This is a genomic window from Epibacterium sp. ABZ3_068 (assembly GCF_056159265.1).
The window spans coordinates 699,247-720,747 of sequence record NZ_JBSWUV010000001.1; the positions used below are offsets into that span (position 1 = coordinate 699,247).

The 21,501-nt window shown below is 58.3% G+C and carries 17 protein-coding genes; 12 read left to right on the top strand and 5 right to left on the bottom strand.

Annotated features, from left to right (window positions below; genetic code table 11):
- Positions 1–405 carry an ectoine synthase gene (locus tag ACXAEW_RS03305; RefSeq protein ID WP_474939970.1) on the top strand — a complete coding sequence of 135 codons (405 nt, stop codon included), beginning with the start codon at positions 1–3 and terminating at the stop codon, positions 403–405.
- Between the two features lie 153 nt (positions 406–558).
- Here ACXAEW_RS03305 and ACXAEW_RS03310 read toward each other — a convergent pair whose 3' ends face one another.
- From ACXAEW_RS03310 to ACXAEW_RS03320, 3 genes are all read right to left on the bottom strand, one after another.
- The gene (locus tag ACXAEW_RS03310; protein ID WP_474939971.1) at positions 559–2,037 is read right to left on the bottom strand and encodes a TIGR01777 family oxidoreductase; all 1,479 of its coding nucleotides are present in this window, start codon (positions 2,035–2,037) and stop codon (positions 559–561) included.
- A gap of 3 nt (positions 2,038–2,040) precedes the next feature.
- Positions 2,041–2,682, bottom strand: a complete 642-nt coding sequence (locus tag ACXAEW_RS03315; protein WP_474939972.1) for a DUF4166 domain-containing protein — start codon at positions 2,680–2,682, stop codon at positions 2,041–2,043.
- A gap of 72 nt (positions 2,683–2,754) precedes the next feature.
- Positions 2,755–3,231 carry a GbsR/MarR family transcriptional regulator gene (locus ACXAEW_RS03320; protein ID WP_474939973.1) on the bottom strand — a complete coding sequence of 159 codons (477 nt, stop codon included), beginning with the start codon at positions 3,229–3,231 and terminating at the stop codon, positions 2,755–2,757.
- Positions 3,232–3,833: 602 nt separating this feature from the next.
- Between ACXAEW_RS03320 and ACXAEW_RS03325 the strand changes: the two genes are divergently transcribed.
- From ACXAEW_RS03325 to ACXAEW_RS03350, 6 genes are all read left to right on the top strand, one after another.
- The gene (locus ACXAEW_RS03325) at positions 3,834–4,820 is read left to right on the top strand and encodes an ABC transporter substrate-binding protein (RefSeq protein WP_474939974.1); all 987 of its coding nucleotides are present in this window, start codon (positions 3,834–3,836) and stop codon (positions 4,818–4,820) included.
- A gap of 1 nt (position 4,821) precedes the next feature.
- A complete protein-coding gene (locus ACXAEW_RS03330) occupies positions 4,822–5,859 on the top strand; it encodes a FecCD family ABC transporter permease (protein ID WP_474939975.1) in 1,038 nt (345 codons plus the stop codon).
- Positions 5,856–6,872: a FecCD family ABC transporter permease gene (locus ACXAEW_RS03335; protein ID WP_474939976.1), complete on the top strand. Its 1,017-nt coding sequence runs from the start codon at positions 5,856–5,858 to the stop codon at positions 6,870–6,872. Before ACXAEW_RS03330 ends, ACXAEW_RS03335 begins: the two co-directional genes overlap by 4 nt.
- 14 nt (positions 6,873–6,886) lie before the next feature.
- Positions 6,887–7,669, top strand: coding sequence for an ABC transporter ATP-binding protein (locus ACXAEW_RS03340; protein ID WP_474942985.1), 783 nt, complete (start codon positions 6,887–6,889; stop codon positions 7,667–7,669).
- Between the two features lie 11 nt (positions 7,670–7,680).
- Complete coding sequence (locus ACXAEW_RS03345; RefSeq protein WP_474939977.1) at positions 7,681–8,733, top strand: siderophore-interacting protein; 1,053 nt, start codon at positions 7,681–7,683, stop codon at positions 8,731–8,733.
- 266 nt (positions 8,734–8,999) lie between these two features.
- Positions 9,000–11,165, top strand: a complete 2,166-nt coding sequence (locus ACXAEW_RS03350; protein ID WP_474939978.1) for a TonB-dependent siderophore receptor — start codon at positions 9,000–9,002, stop codon at positions 11,163–11,165.
- Positions 11,166–11,247: 82 nt separating this feature from the next.
- On the opposite strand, the gene ACXAEW_RS03355 is transcribed toward ACXAEW_RS03350, so the two are convergent.
- A complete protein-coding gene (locus ACXAEW_RS03355) occupies positions 11,248–15,114 on the bottom strand; it encodes an amino acid adenylation domain-containing protein (RefSeq protein ID WP_474939979.1) in 3,867 nt (1,288 codons plus the stop codon).
- Positions 15,111–15,308, bottom strand: coding sequence for an MbtH family NRPS accessory protein (locus ACXAEW_RS03360; protein ID WP_474939980.1), 198 nt, complete (start codon positions 15,306–15,308; stop codon positions 15,111–15,113). Before ACXAEW_RS03360 ends, ACXAEW_RS03355 begins: the two co-directional genes overlap by 4 nt.
- Positions 15,309–15,465: 157 nt before the next feature.
- On the opposite strand from ACXAEW_RS03360, the gene ACXAEW_RS03365 reads away from it, so the two are divergent.
- The 5 genes from ACXAEW_RS03365 (at position 15,466) to ACXAEW_RS03385 (ending at position 21,429) form a co-directional block, all read left to right on the top strand.
- Complete coding sequence (locus tag ACXAEW_RS03365) at positions 15,466–16,806, top strand: MATE family efflux transporter (RefSeq protein ID WP_474939981.1); 1,341 nt, start codon at positions 15,466–15,468, stop codon at positions 16,804–16,806.
- Positions 16,803–17,993, top strand: a complete 1,191-nt coding sequence (locus ACXAEW_RS03370; protein ID WP_474939982.1) for a PLP-dependent transferase — start codon at positions 16,803–16,805, stop codon at positions 17,991–17,993. The genes ACXAEW_RS03365 and ACXAEW_RS03370 overlap by 4 nt, the downstream gene beginning before the upstream one ends.
- On the top strand, positions 17,990–18,862 hold the full coding sequence (locus tag ACXAEW_RS03375; RefSeq protein WP_474939983.1) for an alpha/beta hydrolase: 873 nt from the start codon (positions 17,990–17,992) through the stop codon (positions 18,860–18,862). Before ACXAEW_RS03370 ends, ACXAEW_RS03375 begins: the two co-directional genes overlap by 4 nt.
- 192 nt (positions 18,863–19,054) lie before the next feature.
- Positions 19,055–20,128 carry a GNAT family N-acetyltransferase gene (locus ACXAEW_RS03380; RefSeq protein WP_474939984.1) on the top strand — a complete coding sequence of 358 codons (1,074 nt, stop codon included), beginning with the start codon at positions 19,055–19,057 and terminating at the stop codon, positions 20,126–20,128.
- Entirely contained in the window at positions 20,125–21,429 is a 1,305-nt protein-coding gene (locus tag ACXAEW_RS03385; RefSeq protein WP_474939985.1) for a lysine N(6)-hydroxylase/L-ornithine N(5)-oxygenase family protein, read from the top strand. The genes ACXAEW_RS03380 and ACXAEW_RS03385 overlap by 4 nt, the downstream gene beginning before the upstream one ends.
- The last annotated feature ends 72 nt before the right edge of the window (positions 21,430–21,501 follow it).

Genomic DNA, 21,501 nt, shown 5'->3' on the forward strand with positions numbered 1-21,501 from the left:
ATGATTGTACGCGATTTCAACGAAATCATTGAAAAAGAGCGCAACCGCGTCGTTTCGGACGCCCAGTGGAGCAGCGTGCGCATGCTGCTTGCAGAAGATGGAATGGGATTTTCTTTCCACATTACCTTTCTTGAAGCGGGATCGGAACACACGTTTGAATACAAAAATCACTTCGAAAGCGTCTATTGCATGCAGGGCACCGGCTCGATCACCGACATCGCGACCGGTGAAACGCACCACATACGGCCCGGTGTGATGTATGCTCTGGACAAGCACGACCGCCATACCCTTCGCGCCGATGAGGAGCTCGTCATGGCGTGCTGCTTCAATCCTCCTGTGGCCGGGAAAGAAGTGCATCGCGAAGATGGCTCCTATGCCGCCGCGGATGATCTGGAAACAGCCTGAGAGTATCCTGCATCCGCTGGATGACAACGCGTCGCACACTCAGGATTTAGGGTGGAAAAATCGGCGGCACCATAGCCGCCGATTTCTTATATAGAGACAAACTTCACACCAGGTAGAATGCGGCGAGCAACGCCCCTCTTGATTTGGAAGTCCTTATCCCAATCGGCTATTGTCAGACCGAGCGCCCGTGATCTGCCGCAGCATTGGCGCTAAGGAAGCGTGATTAAAAACGAACCCACTGTCGATGAGACGCGATGGCAGGACGCGTTGGCCTCCCAACATCGTCTCTCGCGCCAAGTCCCCCAGCAAACCTTCAAGAATCCATCCGGGACACCGCAACAACAGGGGGCGGTGCAATGCAGACGCCAGGCTGCGGGAAAAAACCTCGTTGGTCACTGGGTGAGGAGCAACAGCATTTACCGCACCAGACAAAGAGGGGGTAGCAATCGCAAATGATATTACACGTACCATGTCGTCATGCTCGATCCACGACATCCACTGCCGACCATGGCCCATGATAACGCCCGCCCCAAATTCAAACGGGGTTAGAAGCTTTGCAAGCATACCGCCATTAACCCCCAGGACCAAACCTGTACGCAACAAAACGACACGGACACCTTGGTTAGCAATGAGCTGTGCTTCCTGCTCCCATGCGTGACAGACCTCATGCACAAATGCAGGCTTTGGAGAGGAACCCTCTGTCAAATCGCCTTCGTCACCGTCCTCTTGCAGACCATACCAGCCCACTGCTGAGCCATTGACCAAACAGCCCGGCTTGATTTGCAAACGCGCAATCAGACGATCAGTTGAACGTGTCATCTCTACCCGCGACGCAATAATCTCTGCCCGTTTCTTGCGGGTCCAAAGTCCACCGGCAATGGCATCACCTGCGAGGTTCACAATGGCATCAAAGTAGGAAGAGTCGTCGATCTTGTCCAAGCTGGACACAAGCCGAACCGGATGCGCCAGATGGTTCGCTTTGGCTGGGTTTCGGGTGAGAACGGTAACATGGTGGCCAGCAGCAACCAGAGCCTCCACCAAACGGGATCCGATAAACCCCGTGCCACCGGTTACCAGGATATGCTGGCGCGGTTTTAGTCCGGAAACCAAGTCCGCAGGGTTGCCTCGCTCCAATCGGTCGCTCCGCGCGGCCGCCAGCAAATCCCGGATGCTAAATACACCCACCCCAATTGATGACAGGCAGGCCATGACACTCCACCATCCATAGCTAACCGGAACCAACGCACTGGGCAAATGGGACCACGCCCAAAGATAGGGGGAGGCCAGGGCGAGTATGGCACCGTAATTCAGCGCAAGCAGTGTGTGATTGATCCGCTCCGAAGCCGGCAGCTTCCGGGTCAGGTCTTCTTCAACAAAGTCCCAAAGCGTAATCACCACTTCGACCGCAAGGATACCAGCCAAAATAACTGTGAAAATTCCATGCGGCTCAAGCCAGGCAAAAGACATAAAGATCACTGCGTAGAAAAAGTTGCGCACCCCATGCAGACGCAGCTCTTGTTTTTGCGAAACACGCCAAGCCAAGCGCTCGGTTCCTTCGTGGTGCACAAGTGTATCAAATGCCCCCATAAATACCTGTATCGAAATCAGGGTCCATAAAATTGGATTGTCCATAAACTACTCCTTTGCGTCTTGAAAAATGGCGTCCTGGCTGATCATTTGCCCGAAAATCGGGTGCCTGAGGTCGAGAGAAAACCGGAATTGCCCAGCCCCGTTATCGTGATGTCCGATGACCAAGGAGCCGGGACTGAAAAGGCGGGGCAGCTTTATCCGAAAGCCAAAGGCCCGCAGAAAATAGTGGTCACTTTTGAACAACAGGTCCCGCCCTTCCACGGTGACCTTCAATGCCATGCCGAGGCCGTACCCAATGTACTCCTCCAGCCCTGTTGGACCTGAAAAGCGTTTGGAACTGTGCACGATCTGGGGAAATCCAGCTTCGCGCCCATACATCCGGATCCAGAATTGCCCGTCTCCGGCGATGTCCTCAGTCACGGTCACAACAGCAGGCTGGTCAATGGAGGACAGGTCATACGGGAGAGGAGCACCCACGATCCGCGCCACTTGTGCCAGGATACGCCCGGCCAGGTTCATTCTCATCCCTACGACAACACCCTGATATGTAACACTTGCTCCACTTTGCATGCGCCGTCCGAACCGTTTGCGGACAGCGGTGGGCAACGCCGACCAGGCCCTATGCCCGACCAACTTGGGAAACCGATCATCGGAGGTGCTGTTGCTTGGAGAAAAATCGATTTTCACAACATCAGTTCCTTCAGTTAAGTCTATATTTTCTGTAATTTCAGAAATTAAAGCGCAAAAAAATGCCAAGGATCACTCAGTCTTTTTTCCCGTAAATGCGAGCAGCGACAAAACCTTGTCACCCATCTTCATCAGCGCACTCAGCTTGGACTTTGGTACACGCAGCATCTGCGTCGACCACCGATCAGCCGTCACAAGAAAATCCTGCATATCCTGCATACGAGCCAATACGATCGGGTCCATATTCTGCTCTTCGGACGCTTGCTTCACACAGCTGTCAATCGCGATCATCGCCGGGTCGATCTCACGTTCCTTGCGCCCCTGCGCAATGAGCATCGCCATTTCCCATACGTCCACCTCGGCCACAAAGTGCTCTCTGCGATCGCCGGCGACCGGCACACGGCGGATTAACTTCCACCCTACCAATTCCTTTAGCGAATTAGACACATTGGACCGTGCAACGCCCAGCTGATCGGCAATATCTTCGGCGTTCAAAGGGCGTACGCTCAGGAACAAAAGAGCGTGGATCTGAGCCACTGAGCGGTTCACGCCCCACTGGCTCCCCATGTCACCCCAATACAAAATGAACTGAGCTTTGGCTGTGGAATCATTTATGGCTGTTTTTTCTGTCATGACAGAAATTAACGACATATCAGAAAGATTATCAAGTCTGGAATTGAGAAACTTTTGCGGATTGCCACCACTCTCCAAAGGCGGCCTCAGACGCAGAGCGTCGCCGACACGACAAATGAAAGACAAAAATCGCAACGGATTGCGATCCTCCTCCCACCTGATTACCGGCCAAGTATCACTCTATGCAGTTTTTGCACTGCATTATGGTCAGGGATCCTTTTGCTGCCCCCCCCGACAACCGAGAGCGCTCAGCGGCCTTCCCAAAGGCACTGATCGCCAGACCAAAACCTAGATCAGAAACAAAATACGAACAGATGGATCGCTTTTTGGGGGAAACAGCACCTTCCTTGACTGAAACGTTAAGACTGTATATCCGGTGCTGACTACACTCTAGAAGCGTATTAGCAAGATTGCGGGCACCTTATTACAGGAGTCCAGTCCAGTCAGACGTTTAAATCTCTTCTGCTTGAAGCAGATGAACAAACGGACAATGTCTGACCTAAGACTGAAAATCAGCTATGCGTATTGCCTTTGCCTGCATCGTGTTATCTTGGTTACTGGCCGTTTCGGCGGCGGCGCAGGGCTTCCCCGTGACGCTTGAGACGCGTTTCGGAGAAGCGACGATACCGTCAAAGCCCCACCGCATTGTGTCGCTAAGTTTTACCGGTCATGACTTCCTGCTGGCTCTTGATGAACAACCAATTGCCTTGCGCAACTGGTATGGAAACGATCCGTCTGGCGTGTGGCCCTGGGCACTGGACGTGATGGGAGAGGCCCGCCCGGTTGTATTGCGGGGCGGCATAGATGTCGAAGCGATTGCAGCGCTTGAACCCGACCTGATTGCGGCTCAATGGTCTGGCATCACAGATCGTGAATACGCCCTTTTGTCCCGTATTGCCCCCACACTTGCGCCGCCCCCGGCCTATGGCGACTATGGCACGCCCTGGCAGCTTATGCTGAGGCGCCTCGGTGCGGCTACGGGTACCTCCGACAAAGCAGAGGCGGTGATTGATCGCATTGGTCGAAGGTTTGAAACGCTCCGCGCCAGCCACCCGGAATGGCAAGGGGCAAGCGCTGCCATGGTCTGGGCAGGGCAAACCGGAGCCTTTACCAGCCGCGATATCCGCGGCCGCTTTCTGGAAGCGCTTGGTTTCCAGATCCCGGCCGAAATCAACGCCGCAGCCGGGATCAACAGTTTTCACACGCTGATCCCGGACGAAGACCCTTCTGCGATCGACACAGATGTGCTGATCTGGCTCGATTACGGCGGGTCTGCATCAAAGATAGCGCGGATGCCGCTGCGCCCGACGTTGCGTGCTTACAGGGAAGGCAGGGAAATCCACGCCGACCCTCTTCTGGCTGCCGCCTTATCCCATTCCAGTCCACTCAGCCTGGACTACGCGTTGGACCAGTTGGTTCCCCTTTTGGAGGCCGCGTCGGATGGCGACCCTGCGACGCCCGTTCCCGGCATGGCCGAGGCGGGTCTGCTGCCAAAGGGGTTTTAAGATGTCTGACAATACACTGGCCCTGCCCGCCTCGCACAGCCACGCTACCCTCTCGCGCCGGTCGCTCTGGCTGGCTGGATCGCTGGCCGCGTTGATCCTGCTTGCAGTGGCATCCCTGCGACTGGGCCTGCGCCCGGTCCGCTGGACTGAGGTCTGGCATGCCTTAGCGGCTTATGACATCACCAGCGCAGAACAGATCGTGGTCAGACAGATGCGGCTGCCGCGCCTGTTCGGTGCAATCCTGATCGGAGCCTCTCTGGGCGTTTCCGGAACTTTGATCCAAGGACTGACCCGCAACCCGCTGGCCGATCCTGGGCTGCTCGGGATCAACGGAGGAGCAGCGCTTTCTGTGACGGGCTGTATTCTGCTGCTCGGCATTACGGATCCTGCGAGCTTTGTCTGGGCTGCCCTTCTGGGTGCGCTTGCGGCCGCTTTGCTGGTGGCAGCACTCAGCGGCGGTCCGCTGGCAAGCCCGTTGCGACTGCTGCTCGCAGGGGCTGCCATCAGCGCTCTGTTTCTTGCTCTCACCCGGGCTTTGTTGCTGGCCAGTCAACAGACGCTGGATACCTATCGTTTTTGGGTTCTCGGCGGGCTTGACGGGATCGACATGCAAACGCTTGTGGCACTTTCTCCGTTTTTTGCCTTGGGGGCGCTCGCAGCAGCTGCAGCAATGCCAGGCCTGGATGCCCTGTTATTGGGCGAAGACAGTGCCCGTGGACTTGGGATTCGCACCGGGGCTGCACGTCTGCTGGCTGGCACCGCCATTGTCCTGCTAAGCGGCAGTGCTGTCGCTTTGGCGGGACCTATTGCGTTCTTAGGACTGATCGTGCCGCATCTGGCCCGCTGGGCCGCCGGCCCGGGACTGCGCTGGAGCCTTGCACTGTCTGCTCCATTTGGATCCATTCTCCTGCTTGCCGCAGATCTGACCGGTCGCCTACCAGTCTTTGGAGGCAGCCTGCCGGCCGGGGTGATGACCGCATTACTGGGCGGGCCCGCATTGATTTGGCTGGTCCGTCAGAACGGAGCCCGACGCTTGTGACCTGGATCTTTCGCATCTCTTCTGTTTCGTTCAAAATTTCCCGCCGCGCCGTTTTTGCAGGTGCCTTGATGCTGACCGCGCTGCTGGCGCTTTCCGCATTGGCAGCTCAGCTTGGCAGTTATCCTCTTGGCTTATTCCGCAGTCTGCAGGTTCTAACTGGTTACGGAAGTGCGATGGAACAGCTTGTTCTCCTTGATCTTCGTCTTCCGCGCATTTTGTCGGCCCTTGGGGCCGGAGCCGCCTTTGGCCTGTCCGGTGCGATTTTCCAAGCGATGTTGCGCAACCCCCTGGCCGCACCCGATGTGATTGGGTTTAACGCCGGTGCGAGTTGCGGGGCACTGGCTGCTCTGATCTTGACCGGCGGTCTGGTTCTGCCCGGAGCGATTGCCGGAGCATTGCTGACTTCCGCTGTCGTTACCCTGCTGGCCTGGAAGGACGGGTTGTCCCCAGCTCGGCTGATCCTAACCGGCATCGGCGCCGGGCTCGCACTAAGTGCCGTGGCCGACCTGCTTCTCAGCCGCCTCGACATCCAAAGCGCGGCTGACATGGCACATTGGCTGACCGGATCATTGAATGCGCGCAACTGGAGCGACGCGACCCGTGTATGGGCTGGGCTGGCCCTGCTGACGCCACTGGCCCTGTGGCTGCAATTCCCGCTCGCACGATTGTCACTGGGCGACGACACCGCAGCCGCTCTGGGCCTGAACCTGCCTGCCTTACGGCTGGCCCTGACGGTAACCGCAACCCTGTTGGCCGCATTGGCGGTCAGCACTGCCGGTCCACTGCCGTTTGTGGCCTTCGCGGCGGGGCCTCTTGCACGCGCCTTTGGCTCCAGAGACCACCCGGCCCTGACCGGAGCAGCCTTCGTGGGGGCTTTCATCACCCTGCTGGCTGATACTGCCTCCCGCAGCATACCCGGGATTCAGCTGCCCGCCGGCGTTTTTACCGCTCTTGTTGGCGCACCCTTGTTGATTTGGATGCTGCTACACCACTTCCGCAAAGGAGCATTGTGATGCAATCGGCCAATATCTCTCCAAGCGCCCGTTTAAGCGCCGAGAAATTTTCAGCGGGCTATGACGGAACGCCAGTTCTGACAGATGTAACAGCAGAGATTCCCGACGGCAGCGTCACGGTCATCGCCGGTCCCAATGCATGCGGAAAGTCCACTTTCCTGCGCGCGTTGGCGCGGCTTCAACCCGCAACCTCTGGTCAAGTGGTTCTGGACGGAAAAGCGATCCACCAACAGCCCAGCCGTTCTGTTGCGCAAAGGCTGGCGATCCTGCCGCAATCACCTGCAGCCCCAGAAGGCATGACAGTCCGCGACCTGGTCGCACGCGGCCGCACGCCTCATCAATCACCATTGCGGCAATGGTCACGCCAGGATGCCACAGCCGTTGACAATGCTTTGCAACGGACCGGCATGACAGCCCTTGCCGAGCGCCCCCTGGACGCGCTCTCCGGCGGCCAGCGCCAGCGTGCCTGGATTGCTATGGCTCTGGCCCAGGACACTGGCATTTTGTTGCTGGACGAACCCACGACGTACCTTGATCTGCCACATCAAATCGAGCTTTTGAAACTCGTGCGGGGCCTCAATCGGGAGACCGGCCGCACCATTGTCATGGTGCTGCATGACATCAACCTCGCGGCCCGCTTTGCATGCCATATGATCACCCTCAAATCCGGTCGTGTCTATTGCCAGGGGACACCTGCCGATGTGGTCACTGAGCCAGTCATGCAGGACGTCTTTGGCCTGCCCTGCCGGATCATACCCGACCCTGTGCACGGCACCCCCCACGTCATCCCTGAATAAGGCTTTCACCGATGAACGAGCACACGCGCTTTCCTTTGCAGACCATGTCCCGGCTACCTTCCGTGCCATTTGCCTCCACCCGACCGGCTTTGCGCACCTTAGCAAAGGACCATGAACTTCCGATCCTCTTGGACACAGAAACCAGTCTCACAATTGAGGTTCCAGCCTTCGGCCTCTACTGTTTTTGCGCAGAAGAGGCAGGCAGCGCGATCCAGATATCAGCTGCGCAGCCAGACCGGCTTCACATGCTGAAAGAAGGCTTTGCAGGCCATCTTGAACACCTTCAACCCGGTGCCGCCGCTTCGCTCTGTTGGCCCGATGACAACGCTGCGGGCACCCTGCCGCCGGACGTGCAGTTCACCACTGTTCACTCGATTGTTCCACTGGGGCGCAGCTTTCTGCGTGTCCGCCTTCAGGCCCAGGATTTATCTGGCTTTGGCAATGATGCCATTCACTTCCGCCTTCTTTTGCCCCCCTCAGATTGCGTCGATCCAGATTACCCAAAGCTCGACTTCAGCGGTCGGACAGTTTGGCCTAAGGGTGACAAGGCTCTGCATCGACCGGTTTACACCGCGCGCAACATCTGCGTCCAAAGCAACATGCTGGAGTTTGATATATTTCTGCATACGGGCGGGCGAGCGTCGGCTTGGGCGCACAGCGCGAAGGCTGGGGATCAGCTGGCCATTGCGGGTCCTGGCGGCGGCGGCATTCCAGATGCAAAAAATATCCTGCTTTTTGCCGATGAAACAGGTATTCCGGCAGCAGCGCGCATTGTTGAAGCCCTTCCGCCCGACACCTGTGGCAGCGTTACGCTGATTGCAAATGGCGGCGGCGCCTGCGGGTATCCGGTCACGCCTCCACCCGGCATGTCCCTGCGCTGGCTGGACAGGCAGGCCGGGAACACATTGGGCTGCTGCGCCCTGACGGAGATCTCACGCTGCCCAGATGCTTATTTCTGGTTTGCCAGCGAAAGATCCGAGGTCCAGCCGGTTCGCGACGCAATCCGGGCCGCTGGCGTGCCATCCGGAAGAAGCTATATCGCGGCCTATTGGAGCAGAGGATAATCGTCCCGGGAAGCTCCTGAAACACGCTGGTCCCGCTTTGGGCAAAGAGCGCGTTCAATTTCTTTGCCGACGGATAAAACAAGGCAAAAAAGCCATATAAAACTACTGTAGAACAAGCGTCACACCTGCGTTACCATTGACTCCTCATCCGCAAATTGTAAGGTCGCGCCACCCAGGAACGTCCCAGGCAAAGTTCAATTTGCCAACCAAATAGGTCCGCACTTTGCCACAGGCTCAGTCTGACCTTTAAACCTGGGACTACAGTGATGACATTCAAATCCGCTCCGGCCGTCACCGGCCGAGCTTCGTTGCGGGCGTTGCTTTGCGGCACTGCGCTTGGCGCTTCTGCGATAACCGCCCAACCTTTGTTTGCACAGGATGAAGACGTTCTGGAACTCTCGCCGATCATCGTACGTGACAAGCTGCAATATGCAGGTGCCGTTGACGGATACCTCGCCCCCGCCTCAGAAACCGGCGTCAAATCTGGCGTGCCCGTGACCGAGGTACCGCAATCAATCTCGGTTGTGACCTCCACCGAACTGGAGCGGCGCCGTCCTGCACAGGTTGAGGACGCAATCAAGTTCACCCCTGGTATCAATCCTTCCACCTGGGGCACCGACGACCGATTTGACCAGTTTTCGATCCGTGGCTTTGATATGGGAACTAGCGCACTGTACCGTGACGGGCTTCCAAACAAGTCGCATAACTTCGCAAGTTTCAAGATCGACCCCTACATGCTGGACCGGGTCGAGGTTCTGCGCGGCCCGGCGGGTGTGCTTTATGGCTCCAACGACGCCGGCGGTTTGGTCAATCTGGTGACCAAACGTCCCACATTTGAAAACGAAAGCTCCGTTTATGGTGGCTATGGCAGCTTCGGCACCGCCGAGGGCGGTGTGGATGTTTCCCGTGTGCTGAACGCCGAAGGCACGCTGGCCGGACGGCTGACAATGTTGCTCCGCGATGGTGAAACCGAGCTGGACAACTCCCATAACGACCGCGAGTTGATCGCAGGCAGCCTGACTTGGGCACCAAGCGACGACACAAGCCTGACCGTGTTGATGCACTATCAGCAGGACGAGCGCACACCGCTTCAATGGGTTCCTCAAGCTGGCGTTGAATATGATGCAGCCCTTGGAAGCCTGCCCGATGACTTTTATAAACGTCAGTCGGACTTCAATTCCTACAACAGCGACAGCGAATCCATCGGGTGGGAATTTTCGCATCGTTTCGGCGAGGGCTTCACCTTCAATCAGAAGGCCCGTTATGCCCGTGACAAAATCGACTACCAGCACCTGTATCTGGCCTCTACCGACTTTGCAACCGGCGACATGGGCTTTACCGCTCAGGCCAATACCGAAGAGGCCTCCAACCTAGGCTTTGACAACTATCTGGAGTGGAAACGCGGCGGCAACAGTCTGATTATCGGTGCCGACTACCAGCGACGCAAAACTGAATACAGCCAGAATCTGGCCGCAGGCGACAATGACGAAGGCGCCTATTTCGTCAGCTTTGCCAATCCGGTTTTCGACTTCGACGTAGCCGACCCGACCTTGTCCACACAGAACCGCGAAGAATACACCGAAAAGGGGATTTATCTTCAGAACCACCATAAATTTGTGAATGACGTGGCCATCACGGCAGGCCTGCGCCGCAGCTGGTTCGAAAATGAAATCGACGATCTTCTCAACTCCACAACCCAGGCGCAGAAGAACGACGCAACCACCGTAATGCTTGGCCTGACCTACCAGTCGGCCGATGGCATGACGCCTTATATCAGTTACACAGAGGGCTTCGTTCAGAACTTCGGCAAAACCATTGATGGCGCCCCTTTGAACCCTTCTGAGAGCAAGCAATGGGAGGCCGGTCTGCGCTATATTCCGGAGCACGGCAACTATATGCTCAGCGCCGCACTCTTTGACCTGCGCAAGACCAACGTAAAGGACTACGACCGCAATGACCCGACTTGGAGCAGCTTCACCCAGGCAGGTGAGATCCACTCTCGTGGGTTTGAATTCGAGGCGCGGGGACAGGTCACGAACAATCTGCAGGCTGTGTTTGGTTACACCTATCTGGACACCAAAATTACCAAATCGCTGATTGATGACCTCATTGGCAACGACAATGCCATGGCACCGCCACACCAGCTGTCCTTGTGGCTGGACTATGACGCCGCAGCTTTGCTGCCAGGTCTGAGCATCGGCGGCGGTGTACGTTACAATGACGAAGCCTTTGCCACCCAGGCAAACGCGCGGGTGACCCCCTCCTATACCATCGCCGATCTGGCTTTGCGCTACGAATGGCAGGAAATGGAAGTCAATCTGAGGGTTTCGAACCTGTTCGACAAGGACTATGACAGCATCTGCTATGACGGCTTTGGCTGCTCTCGCGGCGAAGGCCGTGTCGTGTCTTTCACAATCGGTAAGACCTTCTGATCAAACAAAACGGCGGCACGGGTTTCCCTGTGCCACCTCTTTCAGTCTTTCCGCCGGGGTCCATATACCCCGGCGGAGTGCGTTACAGCTCCGCGAAAGCCCGCTCCAGAGCAGCCTTGAAACGGCCGTGGAACAGTCGGTCACCAATGATGTGCAGATGGTTGGTACCTGGCACCACCTCGGCCGGTTCGGCCCGCGGCGAGACCTGCCGCCAGTCCTTCAGGTTCAAACCGCGGCTCAACGTGTCACCTGCGCTGAAGGACGTCACGGGCACATCCAGCGGTGCCAGTTCGTACCGGCGGAAGACCAACGCATTGTCGATCAGCACCCAGAACGTATGCTCACGGCTGGATACCTCGGGTCCATCATAGGGCAGCGGCTCCGCCTCATTGCCGATAAAGCGCAGAAACTGATCATAGCAAAGCTTATCCATTGATCCAATCAGCGCGTCCCACTGCGCGCGCATCCGGGTCTTTCCAAGCCACGCCCGCAGCTCTGCTTCCAGCTGCTCGCGCTCTCCGGGAGCGAAACGCGGTACAGCACCAAGGGCAAAGTCGCTGCCCAGATCGCAGACATCCACCATTCCCACCATACGCAGGTCCACTTCATCCTTGAGCTGTCGAGCCGCTTCCCAGGCCAGTAGACCGCCCCAGCTCCACCCCAGAAACGCACAGGCCTTCCCCGAACTTTCCCGGCGAATATGCTCCACATAGGGTGTTACCACGTCCTGAACGGCCACATTCAAGTGCTTCTCTTCATTGAGAGAATGGCACAAGAAGCCGGTAACTGGCTGATCGTCTCCCAGATAGGTCGTCAGACGGAGGTATTCGCGGGTCGAAACCAGAAGCCCCGGGAAACAATACAACATGGGTTGTGAACCAGTACCACGCAGCGCAATCGCTTGCCGTCCTGTGGCATCTCCGGCTTCGATCCGCCGGACAAGAGCCCGAACGGTTGGAACATCGAAAAGATCGGCAATCGTCAACGCCGTGCTCGGCCAGACTTTGCGCATCCGGGCCAGAACCTTCAACGCAGTCAGAGACCGGCCACCCATATCAAAGAAATCATCTGTGACACCCATATTCGGATTGCCGATCTCTTCCTGCCAGATCGCCAGTACAGCTTCTTCGGCCTGCCCGGCCGGAGGGGCTCCTTTGCCGGAATGACAGCGCGCGCCCGGAAGCGGCAAGGCCGCCCTGTCGAGCTTGGCATTGGGGTTTGTCGGCATCTTTTCCAGCACAACAACAGCCGATGGCATCATATGCCGGGGCAGCTGCGCCTCCAGCGCACGCATCAGTTGCTGCTCCTGGACCTCCTGTGGTGCAACCACATAGCCGATCAATTGCTTTTCACCACAATTTTCGCGCAACAGGACCAGCGCCTCGGAGACCCCAGGCTGCTGCAAAAGCGCTGCTTCGATCTCGCCTGGCTCAATCCGATATCCATTGAGTTTGACCTGATGATCCACGCGGCCAAGGAATTCGATTGTGCCATCCTCGCGCCAACGCCCCAAGTCACCGGACCGATACATCCGTGCCCCGCTGCGCCCATCCAGTTCAGGTGCAAACGGATCGGGGATAAAGCGGTCTGCGGTGGTGCCGGGGCGGTTTACATAACCGCGCGCAACACCTTCACCGCCAAGATGAATCTCACCCACCACACCGATGGGACACGGCATCAACTGGCGGTCCAGAACATAAGCGCGACGGTGTCCCACCGCCCGCCCCAAGGGCGCATAAGCGCCTTCGAACTTGGTTCCCGCCCGAACCTTCCAGACCATCGGCGTCATGATGGTTTCGGTCGGCCCGTAGCCATTGATCAGCATGGGCGCTCGCAGCTCTCGCGACAGCAGGTCAAAAGTTGCCTGCGCCAACCCCTCACCTCCAAAGGAGTACAACCGCATATCTGGCGCTTCTCCGGTCTGTTCTGCCCACTCAGCCAGCTGTTGCAGATACGTCGTTGGGATCGAAGCATTGTTGCAGCCATGTCTGCGCATCGCGGCAAAACTCTGTTCTGGCGTCCACAGAACCCCGTCCGGGATCACCGCAGAGCCTCCCATCATCAGCGGGTTCATCCATCGTTCGTGCCCACCATCTGAAGAGAAAGGCAAAAATGGCAGCTCCCGGCTTTCGCTCGTCATTTCATAGACACGCGCTGTGTCCTGCAAATGATCGCTCAGCGGTCCATGTTCCACTGCAACCCCTTTGGGTTTACCGGTCGAACCTGAGGTATACATGATATAGGCCAATTGATCGCGATGGATGGGAACATCTGGATCCGTCTCCGGCTGACCTGCTCCGGGGTTATCGTCCAGACACAGGATCTGTGCCGCGAGCGCCTTGGGCAATTTATCCAGGTGACAGCGGCGGGTGATAACCACTTGCACGCCTGCGTCGCTGAGAATGTGATGATTGCGGCTCTGCGGATGATCCGGCTCCACCGGAATATAGGCGCCGCCTGCTTTTAACACCGCCAGGATCGCCATCACCGCCTCATGGCCGCGTTCGACAATAACAGCCACTGGCACCTCGGCACCGACGCCCAGCGCCCGCAAGCGATGAGCCAGCCGGTTGGCCCGGCGGTTCAGCCTCCCGTGGCTCCATTCCGCCCCGCCCCAAATCAGCGCAGTTTTGTCAGGTGTCAGTCGGGCGTGCTCGGCGATGAGCTCATGCACGGCCCGAGCCGCATTGGCCTCGCGGTCCTCATAAGGAGCCGACAGCCTGTCCAACTCAGCACCGGTCAGTAATGCAATCCGCCCGGTCGCCCGCGCCGGATCTTCCAGCCCAGCCTCCAGTACACGCTCCAAATGCACCAGAAATCGTGCGACCAATGCGGGTTCGAACAGATCCCGCGCATAGCTCGCCCGCAGGAGAATGCTACCATCACCACACAGGCGGACCAGCAGCATAAGTTCTCCCTGCGAAGCTGGATCTGGCAATGCACAGGCGTTTAGCCCACCCGGCAGAGGCATATCCCTCCGCACATGCAAGGTGATGGCCCCCAAGGGATGGCGGTCCGCCCCTTCTCGGCGCAAAACATCCTGCACAAGGAGCTCGGAAGGCAGCTTTTGCGCCCTGCCGTTTGCCAATTCCCTTTGCGCCTGTTCAAGTACCATCTTTGCGCTGTTGCCCGGAGCGATACGAAGCCGCAGCGGCAGGATGTCTTCGCTGCGTCGCTCAGCTTCCGCATGGACGGAACCAACTGCAAAACGCAGGTCCTCATGCCCGCTATACCGGGACAACACAATCCCAAGCGCTGCAGCACAATGGGCTTCTGCATCTGTGCCTTCACGGTTCAGCGCTTGCGCCAGCGTCGGCGCCAGCACATGTTCCGCCCCTCCTCGCACAATGTCTTCACTTCCCCCGAACCGATGCGGCAAACGCGCAACGGCGCAGGACAGATCATCCAGTCTCTCCCGCCAGAATGGCAGGCGATCCCGATTTACGTCGCCCATCATTGCAACCGTTGCAGCTGCGCTGGTTCGCTCTCCGGTCAAGGCACGGGAAAAGTCCTGAGCTACAGCGTTCAAGACCCCGGCATCGCCGAAGACCGGGTGCAAAGCGACGCCGAAGAAATGCCCCTTGTCACCCGTCGCGACACAAGCAAAAGCACCAGAACCGCCGTCCACGTCGAAATCCATTTCTGCCAAAGCGGCCTCGATGCCTTTGGCCGGGCGTTCCACCACTCCAATCCGGTCCCGCTCGTGTTCGGAGCGGCGGATAACACCACCTGCAAGCCGATGCAGACGCGCAGAAAACACCGGATGCGCCTCAACGGCAGCCTGCGCAGCCTGCCGGACCTGTGAGTAGGGCCAACGCAAATCCGCCCGAAGCAGCAGCACCTGCACACCGTAAGGAGCCAATTGCCCCACCTGTTCATGAGCCCAAACCTGCTTTTCACCCGGTATTAACTCTGTCCCCGCCTCTTCAATCACCAGCGTTTCGTTCATGACATCGCCTCCTTCAACGCTTCAGAGCGCGGATCCGTCCAGCGGGTCTCTATTTCCTGAAGGCATGTGTCACGATCCGCAGGCCTGCCTTTGGCGTGCCATCCCGCCGGTGTCGGCAGATCGGCAGGCCAGACCGACCAGCGACCTTCACCGTTTCTGACGCAGATCCATTTATCGGGTTCAGGGTTTGTCATCTTCGGGTCTCCATTCACCTCTTGTCTCCGGAAAGACGCAGCGTGTGGTCTGCGGTTCACCCTGCTTGGCAGAAAACTTGCACCTAGCTTGTGAATTTTTCCGCAGCCCTGGCGTCAAAGGTCAGTACGGATCCTTTTGAAACGGAAGCCACAGCGCATGACCGCATTGAACCTTGCCAGCCCAGACCTTATCCGGACACTTCTGCGCGCGGGCCTCCCTACCGCAGGTGGTCTGTCGATCAATGCCGCTCATCAAGGCGTGGACAGCTATTTTGTCGGTCAACTGGGACAGGACGCACTGGCGGCTGTCAGCTTGGCCTTACCGATTACCGGTCTGACCGCTGCAATTGGCGTGGGACTTGGCATCGGCACCGCCGCCGCCGCAGGCCGCGCCCTGGGGTCCGGTCACAGACCAGAGGCCGTCCGGCTTGCATCCAGTGCCATGATGCTGTGCTTGTTACTGGCAGCCCTTGCCAGCGCCACACTTTGGCTGGCACAGAGACCGATGCTGGACGCGCTCGGCGCAACCGGATCAGTGCGCGAACCTGCTCAGCAGTACCTCAGAATTCTCACGCTCTCGGCCGGGTTGGGTATGGTGCAGATCTTGTGCGATTTCACCGCCATCGGCAGCGGACACGCCCGTTTCAGTCTCTTTAGCCTGATGCTCTGTTTCTCACTTAACATGGCGCTGGATCCGCTGCTGATTTTCACCGCAGGGCTCGGCGTGCAAGGGGCGGCATTGGCCACCGTTTTAGCCCAGATCTGCACTTTGGTTCTTTATGGCTGGTATTTCACGGCTTCCCGCACCGCATTACGCCTACGTCCGCGCCTTTCTGCCAGCGCCTTCGCGCGTCTCTGGCCGGTCTTGCGTATCGGCCTGCCCGAAGCAGCCTCGGTGCTCTTGGCCAGCCTCGCCTTCCTGCTTCTTTATCGGCTGGCCGGAAAATACGAAGGGGCAGCGGGTCAGGCAGCCATGGGCATTGCGCTCAGGCTCTGGGTTCTCGCAACATTACCGGTGGAAGGTTTCTGCCTCGGAGCACAGGCGGTACTGGCGCATGCGGCAGGCGCGGGCAACCTCACCCGCCTGGCCCGCGCTGCTCTCACCACAGCAACAATTGCTGCGGCAGCTGCCGGCCTGTTCCTGGTAACCGGCCTCAACGCAGCACCTCAGATCAGCGCGCTGTTCACCGCAGACCCAACGGTTCAGTCCCTTGCTGCACCCGCGCTGGCAGCGCTGGCCGTGTCTTTGCCAGCAACAGCCCTGCGCCATGCAGCCCAAGTCAGCTTGCAAGCCTCTTCCCGCGCCCGGGACGCGGCGCTTCTTGGTTTGGCGCCGCTCGGCTGGCTGTTTCTGCCACTCTTATTCGCGGCTGCCAGCCTCTGGGGCTTTGCCGGGCTTGCCCCAGCGCTGTCCTTGGCTGCCCTCGTCACCGGCATCGCCGCCGTTCTGATCCTGCGACATCTTCCGCACGCTCCCCTGAAAGGTCTACCGACATGAACGATCACTCACCCCAGAAACTGACACCGGTATCTGACCGGCTGACACCCGATCTCATAGCCCCGCACGATGCGATGCCCCATGGTGCCAGCTCAGTGCCCGTATTCCAGACGTCTTCCTTTCTATTTGATCGTTACGAAGACTTGGCAGCTGTCTTTGCAGGAGACTCCAACCGTTACGTTTACAGCCGCGGCAACAACCCTACGGTGGCAGAACTTGAGAGCCTCATCGCCCGCCTGGAAGGCATGGAGGCGGCCCGCGGGTTTGCATCTGGCATGGCGGCCATTGCGGCCGCGGTAATCCCTTTTGTGAAATCAGGTGACCGCGTTGTGGCTGTCGAGAACCTTTATTCCGATGCCTACCGCCTATTCGAATGCCTGTTGAAAAAATTTGGCGTCACCACTCAATATGTGGACGGCACCAATACCCAAGCGGTGTTGGACGCGCTGCCCGGAGCAGCGCTGGTCTACTTGGAAAGCCCGACCTCCTGGAGCTTTACCACGCAGGACCTGACCGCAATCGGGGCCGAGGCGCGTCGATTGGGGGTGATCTCGGTGATCGACAACAGCTGGGCCACGCCATTGTACCAGCGGCCGACGGAATTCGGCATCGACCTTGTTGTTCACGCTGCCTCAAAATACTTGGCTGGCCACTCCGACACCCTGGCTGGATTGGTGACTGGCCCCAAGGCGTTGATCAGACGCATCGACCACGAAGCCTATCATTTCCTCGGTGGCAAGCTCTCTCCGTTCGACGCTTGGCTGGTTCTGCGTGGCATGCGAACACTGCACCTTAGAATGGCACGCCACATGCAGAACGGGCTGGCGTTGGGGCGTGCGCTATCCGCCCATCCCGCAGTTGCCTGCGTCCGCCATCCGGCGTTTGAAGCCAACCCCGGCAATGCCTGTCTTTCGGGCTATGGCGGGCTCTTCGCTTTTGATCTCGACAGCAGCGTGGACATTCCCCGTTTTACCAATGCGCTGAATGTCGTGAAGATTGGGGTCAGCTGGGGCGGCCCCGAAAGCCTGGTGATCCCCGCCCAAGCTGCTCTGGGCCTGTCTGGACCAGCCAATGTGTTCCAGCGCTTCGGGACACAGGCCGGCTCTGTCCGTCTTGCTGCGGGCCTGGAAAATGAGGGGGACCTTGTGGCAGATGTCCTGCAGGCCATAGAGGAAGCCCGGACATGACACAGCTGCCCCCCAAAACCACTACCGGCGAGACCTGGACGGGTGCCCGATGGCACGATGTTACCGACTCAGAGACCGGCATAATCCGTCGTGTGTTTATCTGGGTGCCACCGGGCGTGCCTCCTGCAGGCGGCTGGCCCGCCCTGTTCATGACGGACGGAAATGCCGTAATCGGCACTGCAATCGACGCAATGCGCGCGCAGGCCTTCTACCCTTCCGGCACCGATATCGGCTGGGGTGTTCTGGTTGCCATTGGTTACCCTACGGACGAAGCCTACGACCCCTTTCAGCGCAGTTGGGACCTGGGCCCGCCCCCCGGCGAAACCTATCCGCCGTTTTACGAAGGCAGCGACCCGGTCCGAACCGGTGGAGGCGCAGAGATGGCCCGGTTTCTGCTGGAACAGGTTCTGCCACTGGCTGAAACTCACGCACCGCTCAATCCCAAGCACCGCGGGCTGTTTGGCCATTCCCTTGGCGGGCTTTTTGCTCTTTGGCTGCTGTTCACCCGCCCGGAAACCTTCAGTCATTGGGTCGCTGCAAGCCCCGCGATCACTTGGGAAAACAGCTTCCTGCTGCAGCATCTGGAAAATTTTGATCCCGCGCCACGCCGCCCTTATGTCCATCTCTCCGCTGGCGAATGGGAAGGCACCCGGCTCGCCCCGTTTCAAGTGGTGGCTGCCGATGCAGAGGAACGGTTGGCCGAAAAAGAGAAAACCCGAACGATTGCCGCTGCGCAGGAGATGGCGGCCGCTTTAAATCAGGTCAAAGGGGTTACTGCTGACTATGAAACCTATGCCGGAGAGAACCACATGTCAGTGCTGAGTGTGGCCGTAAACCGCGCAATTCAAAAGGTATTCGCCCTCAGTTGACTGCTGTTTCACGTAAAACTGCCCCCGGTCCTGTCCTCAGGTGCCGGGTTATTCTGTTTGTAAACACGCTTCATTGCGCGCATCGCGAAAATTCAAATTACCTGATTTTTTTTCTAAACTTTTCCATCCCTGCGGCGTTCTCAAAGCAGTCCCGGCGTACATCTGCACCGGGCAGCAAACGGAGGACCCCGCGTGTCATTGGATTACGCCTCAGTTCACAGCCCACCTTATTGGGCCCAGCCGGAACCCGGTTTTGTCACGGTTTACAGCCACGACACCACGCAGAAGATAGCCGTGACGGATCAAGGAGAGGGGAAGCTGCAGCTTTCTGCGCCCTCACATCCAATCAGCCTGCCCGCTGTTCTGGCCGCCTGTGAGGCTTTGACAAGCCACTCAGAAGAAGAAGCCATGGTTCTGCTGAAACAAGAGGACTTTGCCCATCTGACCCAGGAGCTTCTTTCTCTCGGGGCTGCCTGCCTGCTGGACAACGGCTGGCTGGCTGTTTTTCCAGAGATGCTCTGGCAAATACCGGATCTCTGGCTGGTCCAGCCGCCGCTAAGTTACCCACTGACACAGGTGGCTGGCCCTCATGGGTATCACCCCCTGCGCGCCCCCAAACCATCAGGCCTTTTGTATCGTCGCCGCATCCCTTGGCTGCAGCAGACCTTTTCCCTGCGTGCGCTGGATTCCACCAGTGACTTGGAGCTGTTTCACAATTGGATGAACGATGACCGTGTCGCCGCCTTTTTCGAGGAATCCGGCACGTTGGAGTACCATCAGGAATATCTGGCGCGGATGCAGGCTGATCCGCATATGATGCCGGTGCTTGGTTGCCTCGATGGCCGTCCATTCTGTTACTTTGAACTCTATTGGGCCCGTGAAAACCGTATCGGAGCCCACTATCAAGCCGGGGACTGGGACCGGGGCTGGCATGTGCTGGTGGGCGATCCGAACGCCCGTGGCGCCGACTATATCACGGCCTGGCTGCCCTCTCTGATGCACTACATGTTTCTGGCAGAGCCCCGCACGCAGGCGTTGCTTGGTGAACCCGCGGCGAGCCATACCCAGCAACTGCGCAATCTAACGCGTTCCGGCTTTGCAGCAGTCAAGGACTTCGACTTTGCCCACAAACGCGCAACCCTTGTTCGGTTAGAGCGCACCCATTTTTTCCAAGCACGCCTCTGGTCGCGGCCCAGCCCAGCAGATCCAGGCCGACCCCTTCAGCTATCCCCCTCTGCCCAATTGACACTCGGAGAAAACCGATGAGCGAACCGCACCACATCCACGACATGATCGGGGTGGGCTTCGGCCCATCTAACCTGGCCTTGGCGATCGCCCTGCAAGAACGTGCCCAGTCCGGCGCGCCCACGCTGGACGCGCTCTACCTAGAGGCCAAGCCCCGCTTTGCCTGGCACCCAGACATGCTGCTTGAGGGATCTGACATGCAGGTCTCCTTTATCAAGGATCTGGTCACCCTGCGAAATCCGGCCAGCCCCTTTTCTTTTCTGAGCTATTTACATGCCCAAGGGCGGCTGGAACGTTTCGTCAACCGCAAGAGCTTTTTTCCCAGTCGACAAGAATTTAACAGCTATTTTTCCTGGGCAGCCGCGCAGCTTGAAGATACCTGTCGCTATGGTCAGCGGGTAATCGGCGCAGACCCCATTCAGGAACCCGGCGGCACAGGCCAGGTTTTGGCTGTTACCGCCGAGGATGAGACCGGCCGGAAAACGCGCTATCTAACCAGAGATTTGGTGCTGGCCATCGGCGGCAAACCCGCCATCCCAGAGATTTTTGCGGATCTGCGGGACCATCCCGGTTTGGTTCACAGCGCGCAATATCTCAGCTCCGTCAAACCAAAGCTGGCAGAAGCGGACAGACCGCTGAAGGTGGCGGTAATCGGCTCAGGGCAGAGCGGTGCCGAGATTTTTATGGACCTCGCGAATGATCCAGCCCGGCCGAAGGTGGATTTCATCTTTCGCAGCCATGCGCTCAAGCCTTCGGACGACAGCCCCTTCGTAAACGAAATCTTCGACGCCAGTTTCACGTCACATGTCTATCAGCAGCCTGCCGACCAGCGCCGTGCGCTGATGGCAGAATATTCCAATACCAACTACGCGGTGGTGGATGGTGATCTGATTGATCAGATTTATGGGCTATTCTACGATCAGGAAGTGGCCAACGGTTCTGACTATGGGCTGCTACGCAGCACCTGCGTCACCTCGGCCCAAACCCGCGGACAACAAACAGTACTGACACTGCAGCCAACCCCAGGCGGCGAAACGCGCAGCTGCGCTTATGACCTGGTTATCCTGGCTACCGGCTATCGCCGCCGCTTAGGAGAAACCCTGTTGGCTGGGCTTGAACCGCATGTGCAGTTCGAAAGCCCCGACAGAAACTACCGGATGCGTACCCACGGAAGTTTTGAACCGCGTATCTTCTTGCAAGGCTATTGCGAGGAAACCCACGGGCTGAGCGACACCTTGCTGTCAGTTCTGGCGGTGCGTGTGGATGAAATTGCCGAAGCGCTCTTGTCCCCGCAGCCCGCACGGCTTGCCGCTGCGGAATAAGCCCTATCCAGCGGCCCGCATCTGCGGGTCGCACGCACCCTATGGGAATTTTTTCGCCGAAGCCACACGTAA